General features: G+C 38.8%; 8 protein-coding genes. 2 read left to right on the top strand and 6 right to left on the bottom strand.

Translation table 11 applies throughout. The features are described from left to right. Window positions 1-204: 204 nt before the first annotated feature. Window positions 205-1,005 (top strand): DUF4350 domain-containing protein, encoded by an 801-nt coding sequence (locus BLR60_RS11055; RefSeq protein WP_244155639.1) that lies wholly within the window; start codon window positions 205-207, stop codon window positions 1,003-1,005. A gap of 72 nt (window positions 1,006-1,077) precedes the next feature. Here BLR60_RS11055 and BLR60_RS11060 read toward each other — a convergent pair whose 3' ends face one another. Beyond that, entirely contained in the window at window positions 1,078-1,641 is a 564-nt protein-coding gene (locus BLR60_RS11060; RefSeq protein WP_090499711.1) for a DUF1543 domain-containing protein, read from the bottom strand. A 597-nt stretch (window positions 1,642-2,238) separates the two neighbouring features. Between BLR60_RS11060 and BLR60_RS11065 the strand changes: the two genes are divergently transcribed. Further along, window positions 2,239-3,942 (top strand): FAD/NAD(P)-binding protein, encoded by a 1,704-nt coding sequence (locus BLR60_RS11065; protein ID WP_090499713.1) that lies wholly within the window; start codon window positions 2,239-2,241, stop codon window positions 3,940-3,942. A 10-nt stretch (window positions 3,943-3,952) separates the two neighbouring features. Here the strand turns inward: BLR60_RS11065 and BLR60_RS11070 are convergent, their stop codons facing one another. The 5 genes from BLR60_RS11070 to BLR60_RS11090 form a co-directional block, all read right to left on the bottom strand. Beyond that, window positions 3,953-4,579, bottom strand: a complete 627-nt coding sequence (locus tag BLR60_RS11070; RefSeq protein ID WP_090499715.1) for a M23 family metallopeptidase — start codon at window positions 4,577-4,579, stop codon at window positions 3,953-3,955. A gap of 179 nt (window positions 4,580-4,758) precedes the next feature. Then, window positions 4,759-6,570, bottom strand: coding sequence for an IucA/IucC family protein (locus tag BLR60_RS11075; RefSeq protein WP_090499895.1), 1,812 nt, complete (start codon window positions 6,568-6,570; stop codon window positions 4,759-4,761). Window positions 6,571-6,637: 67 nt separating this feature from the next. Then, window positions 6,638-7,984, bottom strand: a complete 1,347-nt coding sequence (locus BLR60_RS11080; protein WP_090499716.1) for a lysine N(6)-hydroxylase/L-ornithine N(5)-oxygenase family protein — start codon at window positions 7,982-7,984, stop codon at window positions 6,638-6,640. Next, entirely contained in the window at window positions 7,984-10,443 is a 2,460-nt protein-coding gene (locus tag BLR60_RS11085; protein ID WP_090499718.1) for a GNAT family N-acetyltransferase, read from the bottom strand. Before BLR60_RS11085 ends, BLR60_RS11080 begins: the two co-directional genes overlap by 1 nt. Continuing rightward, a complete protein-coding gene (locus BLR60_RS11090; RefSeq protein ID WP_090499720.1) occupies window positions 10,388-11,929 on the bottom strand; it encodes a pyridoxal phosphate-dependent decarboxylase family protein in 1,542 nt (513 codons plus the stop codon). Before BLR60_RS11090 ends, BLR60_RS11085 begins: the two co-directional genes overlap by 56 nt. Window positions 11,930-12,170 lie beyond the last annotated feature (241 nt).

A 12,170-nucleotide genomic window follows, 5' to 3' on the forward strand; every position in this document is an offset into this window, starting at 1 on the left:
ATATGCCGTGTGCCGCCATGCTTAACCAATGGCAAATGAACCATGGCCAATTAACCTTGATCGGTATCTTTTTTTGTGTTAAATCAACTTATTTAGCGGGCAGGTAGGTTTTTATGGTTTAAGTTATCTTTTGGGTTCATTATTGCCGTTTCATTATCGTTAAATTTTATACTTTTGGGTGATTACCATTAACCCGATATGTTTATGAAAATGCTTTTAAGGGCTTGCACACTTTCTGTATTAATCTGTTCTTCTATTTGGGCAAGTGCACAAACCGTTACTTTAGATTACTTTTTTAATCGAGAAACCCGTAAAGATAAAAATGGTAAAGACGTTCGTTTTCACTATCTGTGGAGTGAGCGGGCAATGAGTGGCTTTTCTATCTTAGGCAGTATATTTAAAAAAGAAGGATTTAAATTGGATTCGCTTGAAGCCGCACCAACCACTTCCAGGTTAAAAGGAACCGATGTATATCTGATTGTAGATCCCGATCGGCCTAAAGAAAATCCAAACCCAAACTATATACAAGCTGCAGATATTACAGCAATTGCGGCATGGGTAAAAAAGGGTGGTGTATTGGTGATGTTTGCCAATGACAGCGCTAACGTAGAATTGCAGCACTTTAATAAACTGGCAAATGCATTTGGTATGCAGTTCACCGATGACATGCAAAATCATGTTGTTGATGACAACCATTTTGAAGATGGCGCAATTTCTATCAAAAACAATCCAGTATTTAAAACGGCACAAAAAATATTTATGAAAGATGTTTGTGCTATTGAAACCAAGGGAGCTGCTAAACCCATATTAAAAAATAAAGCTGGTGCAACGGTTATTGCACTCGCTAACTATGGTAGGGGTAATGTGGTAGCCATTGCCGACCCTTGGTTGTACGATGAATATGTTAATGGCCGTTTGCCAAAAGAAATGGGCTTTGACAACGATAAAGCTGCTGTAGATCTGGTAAGGTGGTTAAAAGCCCTTGCGCAAAAACACAACAATTAATAAATTCCCAAAGCACTGCGTTGATTATCTTAATCTGTGGGAGAGAAAGAAATCTTTAATAAGAACCTCAGATTACAGCTTATCCAGCTTAAAATAGCCTAAATGGATCTCATCTTCAGGTAAATCGCCTGAGGCTGGTTTGATCTCGATATGGTATTTTTGCTTCGATTCATCACTTAAAATATCCTCAATCTTATAAATATCGTCTACATCAATGCCGTATTTTTCATCGATGTGAGAATTGGCCCCTTTAATGGAGTTGGTTTTAAAGAATACCGTTTTCTTCGCATCCTGTATGGCTTTGGCCCTCTCATCATGTACCGATAGCACAATATGGTGCTGTTCATATAACTGATTAGTTAAATAGCCGCCAAGGTTAATAAAGAACAATTTATGCAATGATGGAATGGTATGCTCGCCTCGCAACCCGATATTGATTTCATAACCATCAACTTTGTTTACTTCCCGCCAACCGTCAATATGCAAACTTGTACCCGTTCCCGGCCAAAATGCTTTAATCTCGGGCACAAGGTCCTTTAATGAATTGGCGATGCCGAAAAAATAATCGTGCTGCTCTACATTTCGTTTTGGGGCCTTTGAGCCCAGTAAAATCATAAATAATTTTAAATCGTTCATTACTATATTAGTTCATTGATACCTTCCGGCTTTTTATCTTCAAAAATTCAATCATTAACAAAAACTCTTTTCTTTTAACAGCATTAAGGCAAATAGGTTCTTATATTTTATGATTTTCTCGTTTTTACCATAGCGGATGCTAAGAAAGGCAGCGCACCATAACAATGGAAAAGTTAAGGTTTCGCTGTCTAACAATATCTTTATAGTCTGATCTTTCGGCTCTTACGCTATTTAAAGCGTCCAATATTATATCTTAATGGTTAGTGTCTCTTCGACAGAAATAAACAGCTTATTTAGAAAATGAGCGGATGTGGTTCTTAGGGGAATGCAGTCCCGCCATTCGCTATAGCTCCGATAGAAAAAATCGGAGGCTGCCGCTGTTGTCGGGTTTAGGAACAAAGGTTTATACGCCCTGCCACCGCTAATATGAAATATTGCTGAAGTCGTTTAGCCCGCCCGATTGCAGGCGGGCTGCTGAAGCATTACCCGCAGCAACGAGGGCGAACTGGAACAAGTATGTTATTTTATTAATCATCTCATTTTAATTTTCCATCATTCCAAAACAATTTTCTTTTTTTAAGATTGTATGAGTTACAAATGGATACAAAAACAGCAAAAAAGAAAATTGCCATCATTGGTGGCGGCCCGAGTGGTTTGTTCATGTATAAAAGATTAGTTGAATCTAAAGATCCCAACTTCGAAATAGAAATATTCGAACGCAAAGATTACTTAGGGGCAGGCATGCCTTATAGCGCTGAAGGAGCAAATGTAGAACACATTACTAACGTATCTGACAATGAAATTCCGATTATATTCAACTCCATTGAAGACTGGGTGAAAATTGCACCACAAGAGGTTTTAAAAAAGTTTGATATTGATTCCGACAAATTTAATGAGTACAAGGTACTGCCAAGATTGTTCTTCGGCGAATATCTTTCTGCCCAGTTTAATTTATTAAAAGAGTTTGCAGAAAATAAAGGCATAAAAACCCAGGTGCATTTAAATTGTATAGTAGATGATATTATTGATTTGCCCGAAGACAATCAGGTTGCGGTAATTGTTAAGGGACAGGGTAAAGTCTGTTTTGAACAGGTAATTATCTGTACAGGGCATAATTGGCCGAAAAAATATGAAGGTAAAATCCCTAATTATTTCGATTCACCATATCCACCAAAAAAGGTTGCATTACAGGTAAACCACCCAGTTGGTATAATGGGCTCTTCATTAACTGCCATTGATGCCTTGAGAACCCTTGCGCGACAAAACGGAAAGTTTACAGATAATGAAGATGGTACCTATGCTTATCAGGTAGAGAACAAGGGTTTTAAAATCGTGATGCATTCGCGTAGTGGGCTGTTGCCGGCGGTTAGGTTTCATCTGGAAGATTCTCATTTGGGCAAGCAAGAAACACTGAGCAAAGCCGAAATCCAGGAAAGCATCAAAATAAATGGAGGTTTTTTGCCTTTGGATTTGGTGTTTGAAAAGAATTTTAAAGAGATGTTTATTGAAAAAGATCCTGTTTTTTATGAAAAGATCAAAAACATGAACCTTGAGGCGTTCGTCGGTGCCATGATGGATTATCGCGAAAAAATGGAACCATTCGATCTTTTCAAGAAAGAATATGATGAAGCAGAAAAGTCGATCGAGAAAAGGAAATCTATCTACTGGAAAGAAGCGCTAGCCATTTTAAGCTTCGCAATGAACTATCCTGCAAAATACCTTTCGGCAGAGGATATGGAGCGCTTGCAAAAAGTATTAATGCCACTCATTTCCATTGTAATTGCATTTGTGCCTCAAAGTTCTTGCAGGGAATTGCTGGCTCTGCATGATGCTGGCGTACTAAGCATTGTTGCCGTTGGCGATCATGCAAAAGTTGAACCTTTAGAAACAGGTGGGGCAGATTATCATTACGAGTTGGATGATAAAAAGGTATCTGTTCATTTTGATACCTTTATTGATTGTATTGGCCAACCACATCTTTCTTTTGATGATTTTCCGTTTAAAAGCTTAATTACCAATAAGACTATTAGTCCGGCGAAATTAAAATTCCAGTCTGCTAAAATAGGGGAGGAAGAAATGAAACAGAACGATTTGGTAAGTAAAAAAGGCGATGATTACCTGTTAACTGTTCCTGGTATTACCATAAACGATCATTTCCAGGTAGTTGATGAAGCCGGACAGGCAAATAACAGAATTTACATTATGGCTGTTCCTTACATTGGTGGTTATAATCCAGATTATTCCGGAATCGATTTTTGTGAAGCTGCTTCTGAAGTGGTGCTGGATTGTATCTTGAGCTAAAAAAACTGATCTATCTGATGTGTTCTTTTATAAATACCTGAGGATTATAAAATCTTTCGTTAAGTTGTTTATTATTAAAGGTTAACCAGCTCGCACAGCCATAGTCATCAAATTTTTTCCTGATTTCTAAATGGAGGTGGTGATAATCGCCTCCGTACTTTTTACTTTCCTTCGGTGTAAATAACCTGGCCAGTTTGGTATTCTGATCCACCTGCTGACCGTTGCTTACATAAACCTCTTTCAGGTGTTTATAAGAAGTAAACATCGTTTGGCCGTTAGGAAGTTTATGTTTAACCACCACGGTACGTTGATTTTCGCCCAAATGTACAGAGCAAACTATTCCGTTAGCCATAGCGTAAACGTTAACCAGTTTTGCTTTTGGCTGAGCAGGATTAATATCAATAGCTGTGTGGATATGGCCTTTAACATAACTATCCCGATGATCGCCGAAAATGCTGATGATTTTAATGTTATTTACCTTTTTACGGTTAGCCACGTCAAAGGGTAAAAACCATTGATCGGCTGTTTTTGCAGGGGCCGTATCGGTATAATAAGGTTTCCATCGGTCACGGTCTTTCTCAATAGTTGGCGTTTCAAATAATAGCGTAGATAAAAAGAGAAATAATAATGTTCTCATGGCATAGCATAATTTAAGGCAAGGTAATGATTTTATCAAAATAAACTATTGTTATAGTTTAAAATCGTAATCATTTTCTTGTGTTGGCAGATGTTTCCATCTGCCAAGGGTAAGAACTTATTTGATTTTTATAAAATCATCTGATTTACTCAGTTCAGATGGTATCATCTGACTGCACCTTACGCCAAAACATCTTCTTTCAAGGCTTCTGCCGCTGGGTTAACTAATGTACCGATCAATTCAGGTACCGGTACGTCGGTGCTTTCGCTATAGCCATGGGTTAACAGCCTGACACGGTTAATGCATACCCTGATGAATTCTGGTACGAACAGATCGAATTGTTGAAATTTAGGTGCAAGCTCCGGGTTTTCCTCTTGGAATGCTAAAATTACATCTGCCACCTGGCGCCAGAATTGCTTTTCATCCAGGCCAACATAACTGTGGAAAATATTGCTGAGGTATCTGAAAACGGCATCAAATATCCCCGATAGGATAAATAAAGGCGCCAGTTCGTCGTTAATTTCTCTTAAAACATCTACCAGATCATTTGGTAATTTTGCTTTTGATTCTTCTGTTAACACAATTTCCTCTACAAAATCTTTAATGATAATGCGTTGTGGTATGCCATTTTTAATTACCAAAATGGTGTTTTCGCCATGTGGGCTAAAGAAAAAAGCATGTTTGTAAAAAATCCTTAATATTGGTTTTAGATAGGCTGATAAATAGGTATTTAACCACGCTTCGGCAGTTAAACCCGACTTTTCGATCAAGGCATCCACCATGCTTTTCCCATTGTCATCTACATAAAGCAGGCTTGCCATCGTCATGATGTTTTCGCCTTCTAAAAGATAATTTTCGGCACTTTCCCGCCAGATTGCACCTAAAAACTCCTGATATTGATATGGTGAACCAGGTATTTCGCTATATTGTGGATGGGTATAGGCTACAGTTGCTACCTCCCCTAAAAGCACCACACGGGTCTGTTTTAAATACTCGTCACCTTGCAACATATCTTTTGCCCATTGGGTTACTTTTGGTGCAATAGCCAGTTTTTTAGGCGATAATCCCCTGAAAATGGAAGTATTTAAGATCGAAATGGCCGTTTTTACATAATGCTTTTTAGGCTCACTCACATTAAAGAAAGTGCGGATGCTGTTTTGACACATGTATTCATCATGTCCCACACCAACCGGTACAACCAACTGATGGGCAATATCATGTGCTAGCTGCAATACGATTTTATTGTTCCATTGCCATTCGTGCACAGGGATAAAAAAATAATCCTCTGGGTTTAATTCCTGCTGAATCAATACCCGATTAAAATCGTGAACCTGCTTTAAACTTAGTTCTTCATTATAAAAAGAAAATGGAGAAATACTTTCGATACTTTTAAAGAATGCCCTTGATTTGTGCACGGCTAACCAGGCCAGTTGTGTTTTTTGTGCAGCTTCTGGCGCATATTTGCCTTGATCACTATGGTTAAAACCGATCCGTCCTTTGTTAATTGTAGCCCAGGGATGTCCATCCATCTGGTGTTCAATGGTCTGGTAATCGGAACTAGCCAGTTCATCAGCAGTTAAACGGCCTTTTTCGTGGATATAAGCATCGGCATATAAGGTGTTTAATGTTTCCTCAATAAAATGTGCCATGGTAAAGGGTTTAATCCCGAAGGTTTGCTGTAATTCGGTGTAAAAAGCAGGGGCATTGTTTACGGCTAAACTTTTACCGTTTACAAATTTTTTGATACTAAGTTTATCAATATGGAGATAATCTAGCGCACGCAGTTGACCAGAGAAAGTATAATAAATATCATCAGCATCTGTATCAAGATGGAAATCAGAATTTCCCTGTTCATCAGTATTGATCAGCTTTGGTTCAGCTAATTTCTCGTGCATCAACTCCACGATAGATTTTGCAATATAGTTGAGGTTTACCTTATCCCAAACTTCTTTTTTTAAAGGTTTTATGTGATTGAAATTGTTGTAATTCATGGTGTTTTTTTTATCGTTAGTCCGGATTTGTAATCCGGAATGGTTTGTATCCTTTTCAAAGTCGGGATTAAAAATCCCGACCAGCCAGTTGTAAATCTGCTTCAGCAAACTCAGCTCCCTGCAACTCATCATTTACACTAAACTGCTGGAAAGCGATCCGTTTTTCTACTTTATAAATCTCAAAACCCAAAATGGCGTTAATAATGGATGCATTGCGATAGGCACCCATTCCCAGATCCGGCGTTACAAATCCATGGGTATGCAATTCGGCATTTTGAACAAAAATTTCGTTTCCGTCTACATCAATAGCATAGTTTCGGTGTACCTGGAAAAGCCCATCGGCATTACGCATTATCCTATCATTAATATCAGACAGAAAACCTGGTTCATTATATTGGTAACCGGTTGCCAGCACCACAAAATCCGTGTCAACAGCAAAGTCTTTTTCGCTTTCGGTATGATAAAACCCGAGCTGGTATTTACCGTCGGTACCTATGGTTAAGTTGTTCAACTGGCAGTTAGGCATTAGCTGTGCATTAACTTTTTCGCCATCAACACTCAATTCGTAGAGTTTATCGAAAATCTGGTTAATCAGTTCGAAATTTATACCCTTAAATAAAGAATTTTGTTTGCCTAACAGTTGTTTGCGTTTGTCATCATTTAAATGATAAAAATGGTCTACATATTCCGGTGAGGTAAGTTCCAATGTCAGTTTCGAATATTCCATCGGGAAAAAGCGGTCTGGTCTTGTAAACCATTTCAGCTGCAATCCATTTTCAGTTTCGGGCAAAAGATCGTAGAAAATTTCTGCGGCACTTTGTCCTGATCCGATAATCGCTACCGTTTTTTGTTTCAGTAACGTAGGCTTGAACTTTAAATATGCTGAAGAATGTATCGCATTTTTGTGTTCAGTCGGACGAATAAAACCAGGTACTTTTGGTCCTGTACCTGTTCCCAGTACGATTTTTTTAGTCAGAATGATTTCTGTCGCTCCTGTCGTCTGATCAACTTTTTCTACCTGATATATACCGTCAGCGTAATTGATCTGGCTTACTTTCTGTCCGAAATGGCAGTTGTGCAGTCGGTTGATTGCCCATTTACAATAGGCATTATATTCTTTGCGCAATACAAAAAAATCTTCCCTAATGTAAAATTTATAAAGTCTATCGGTTTGCTTTAAGTAGTTTAAAAAACTGTATGGACTGGTTGGATCGGCCATGGTAACCAGATCTGCCATAAAAGGAACCTGCAAAGTGGCATCGCTCAACATCATGCCTGGGTGCCAGTTAAACTCATCCGCCTGATCTAAAAATAAGGTAGATAAACTGTTGATAGGCTCACATAAAGCTGCCAAACCTAAATTGAAAGGACCGATTCCGATCCCAACAATGTCGTATATTTTTTGTTCCTGCATTATATTTCCTCCGTTTCAAATTGTGCTGTTTTCAGCATGGCATAAGCTTTGGCTTCAGGAAATTTATCCCAGTACCAATCGCGGTAACAGAATGTTAGATTGGCCATTTTATAAGGCATTTGGATCACTTTTTCCAATTTAAAGCCTAGTCTGGTTACAAAAATGTGCATGGCACGACTTTCCACTGCGGCTTCACCGATGCATTTACCTACTTCGGGTTGTTCAAAAATGAAATCCATTAAGGCCTGGCCGGTTTCGAAACTGAATTTTTTGTCCTTATCGGTAGGGGCAATTAATAAATGTGCACCATAATCTGTCGTTAAAGCTTCATAGCAGGCACCCACACCATCCCGCATAGGCCAATAAGGTTCTATGGTAAATGTTGGTTCACCATTTATTTCGCCAATAAAACTGTGCGATGAATCGTTGGGCAATAAAGTTCTATAGAATAACTCCAAACCCCTGATCGGACCATCCATTTTCCAGATTGGTTTCGCATGTTCCTGGTTAAACCAATCGTGAACCATTTCCAGGTCACGCTCGATATTAAATGGACGGATGTTGATCGTTACATTTTCTTTAGGGAAAAACCTGCTGTACAATACCTCATTTGTTTTTGGTTTGATCAGGTTTTCGGAGAAGAAATATTTAGTCAATGGATTCGGAAATTCACGGTAAATGGCAGGGTTATCGATAGGTGCGCTTGCTTCGTCTATATTGCATAAATTGGTCAGCAGGTTTCCTTTAACTTCCCAGCTGCGGCGGTTGATGATATAATCTATTAAACCAGTTTTGTCACTGTTTTCGAATTGTTTAAATTCGAGGTAGACCAGGTCAATCAGGTTTTTTTCATCGGCCAAACCATTGCTGGCAATGGCATTTGCCACACCCAAAATATTGTTGATGAGCAGATAATAAGTAAGTTTTGGCAAGATGTATGCATTTGGAACAATAGAACCGCTTTCTGTAGCAATGCCTGGAGATGCCTTTTCCAATGCTTCAGCCTTGGCATCACTAAAGAAAAAGCCCTGATTATCTCTGAAATAAAGTTTGGCAGGATAGTAATTTTTATCCAGTTCAACCATCACATTTTGCTGATGGAATTCAAAAGCCATCCCAAAATTATTGTAAAGGCCAACAATTGGTGCCACACAAAGATGTAGGTACTGTTTAAACCAGCTTACAGCAGTATGTGCAACTGTTTTGTTTTTGCTGATTGAAGCTTCTTCGATCAGGTTTACAATTCTTGGCTTTTGGCCTAATAAGCCATCCTGGCAAAGTGCCGCTAATAAAGTTACATTTTTTTCCGTTCCTTCTCCTTTAAAAGGATTGTGCCTGATGCTGATGTTAAAGCCATCAATCGTTTCATTTTTATAATTTACAGTAATAAAGGCAGGGTCGGTAATGAATTCAATTTCCGGGAATTCTGCTTTTGCGGCCTTGCCATATCCCGTTTTTAACAATTTGCTTACATCATAACCACGATGAAGTTCCCGGACGAGGTTAACCCTTTCTGAGTTGGTTATTTTTACATGTAATGAAAATTTAAGCATCCAATCGCTTGATGCATTATAAACCGTTCTAACGGAAGATGTTGGGGTGTACAATTCTCCAAAATGACCCAAAAAGATCAGCAACTTTTCTTGCTCCATCGCCTTTACCTGAGGAAGGGTAAGCAGGTGTTGGGCTTCCCAGGGGTGCATAGGTACAACTTTATAATCCGGATGCTGATCGAGCAAGCTGATAATTTCTGTATTATTGCTATCTAACAGTTCTATTCTGAAAAGATCGGTCATGTCGAAACCTTCAGCATTTTTTTCCACGATATTTTCTGCTGAAATCAGGAAATAGGCCAGCTGAAAATGACCTTGTGTTTCTGGCGAATATTTAAAAAGTTCTTCTTTACTGTTAAAACCAGATCTCCCTTTAGGAAAGGGATGCGCATTGTGTCCTAAAAACAAAGATTGCTCTGCTTCTATAAAGCTCATTTTAGCAAAATTTACAGGTTTGCCATTTTGTTTAAAGAATGATAAAAATGCTTCGAGGTTTTCTACGCTATTGGTCAAACGTTGTTTTACCAGGTTCGCATCAACAGCACCAAATTCCTGAGTACTAAATTGAATGGCCAGTTCCATAAACCTGTATATAGTGAGCGGATTGATGGCATCTGTATCAATATTCCTTTCGATTATGGGAAAGTTAAATACGTGGCGGCCACTATCGGCGTAAAATTTTAAAGGTGCATATACTTCAAAACCAATGGCCGTAAAGTCAAATCTGATATGCAAACGATCGTTTGTTGTAACCAGGTAATTGGCTAATGGTTCGTCATATTTAGGGATCCCTATATAACGGCTCCAATTGGTAAATTCACGACAATAGCTGTTTAGCAGCGCATTAAAATTAGTTTCTTCTGAAATCTGCTGAAACTTGGTTGAGTCTAACGTATTCGTTTCCATGTTTTTTAATGATTTTAATAATGTTTTCGATATCGCTGATGGTAGTTAGCGGGTTAAGTAGGGTAAATTTGAGGTAGAACTGTTGGTTAATCTTAGTGCCGGCCACCAAAGCTTTTCCTTGATTGAACATCGCTTTTTTGATGTATTGGTTCATGGCGCAAACGTCTAAGCGCAGATTTTTTGGCCGGTAGCGAAAAACCAATGCACTGATGTCTGATTCGTTCATTAGCTCGAAATCAAGATCTGAATTTAACAAATCCGCAATTTTTGCTGCGGTTTCAATAATCGTATCGAAATAGCCGCCAAGTTTCTTCCTACCCATCATCCGGAGTGTAAACCAAAGTTTTAAGGCATCAAATCTGCGGGTGGTTTGTATCGATTTGTTCACCTGGTTTGGCAAACCATCTTCATCATGGTCTTTTGGATTCAAGTAGTCAGCATGGTGTGTAATCAGGTTAAAAAAGTTTTTATCCTGTACCAGGAAACCGCTGCTGCTTACCGGCTGGAAGAAGGATTTATGATAATCGACGGTAACCGAATGTGCACATTCGATTCCATTGAGCAAGCTTCTATACCTGTCTGTCAGCAATAACCCGCAGCCATAAGCGGCATCGATATGGAACCAGGTATTGTATTTTTTACTTATACCAGCAATTTCTTTCAGCGGATCAATATTTCCGAAGTCGGTAGTGCCTGCCGTACCTACAATGGCAATAGGAATATTGCCCTGAGCAATTTCCCGCTTAAGGGCATCTTCCAATAAAACCGTATTCATCCTGAAACCGCGGTCGGTTTTGATCTTGATCACTGATTTTTCGCCCAGACCTAAAAGCGAGGCATTTTTCTGGATGCTGAAATGCGCTTTTTCAGAAACAAATATCCGGAAACGGGAGGCTTCCTGCGGTAATCCTTCCACTTTAATATTGTGGTTTAATGCAGTAATGGAATAATGATCGCGGGCCAGTAAAAGCCCCATTAAATTGCTTTGTGTACCACCACTTGTAAAAATACCATCAGCTTTTTTGCTGTAACCAATCTGATCGCAGGTCCATTCGATGAGCTTTTGCTCAATTAAAGTACCGCCTGCACTTTGATCCCAGGTATCAATAGAGGAATTAATGGCAGAAATCATCACTTCTGCAGCGACAGCTGGAATCACAATTGGGCAGTTTAAATGGGCGATATAAGCAGGGTGGTGAAAGGCAACCGCATGACTGGTGTAAAGTTGTTCAACCTCTTTAAGCAAAGCATCGTAGTTGTCGTGCGTTTTTTCAAATTCGATCGAATCAAACAGCGGTTTTAATTTCGACGGCGATACTCCACTAAAAGGTTGCTGATTGTTGTTGAGGAATTTTTTTACCGCATGGGTAACTTTTCCTACAGCATGCAGGTATTCTGCCTCATTTTCGTGATGAAAGATTTCCTTGGTCGGACTTTCCGTAAGGAAATCAACGAATTCATGTTTTTCTAGGTCTGATGTGAACATTAGGTTTTCAATTTTTTCAAAAAGTTAAGTTTAAAAGGCAATAAAATTATAGGGCATAGCAAGCCCTATTTTTGAAATAATATCTGGTTGGATCGGCTAAAACAAAACGGCGTTTCAATTTTAATCTGACCACTAAGGTATATTTTTATTTAGATTGATTAAAAATAATTTTAATATTATTTTTGATCAATCTTTGGTAACTGGCTAATTACATCGCGCTTAACCGTTTTAGTTTAATAAA

Source organism: Pedobacter terrae (genome assembly GCF_900100705.1).
Taxonomy (GTDB): domain Bacteria; phylum Bacteroidota; class Bacteroidia; order Sphingobacteriales; family Sphingobacteriaceae; genus Pedobacter; species Pedobacter terrae.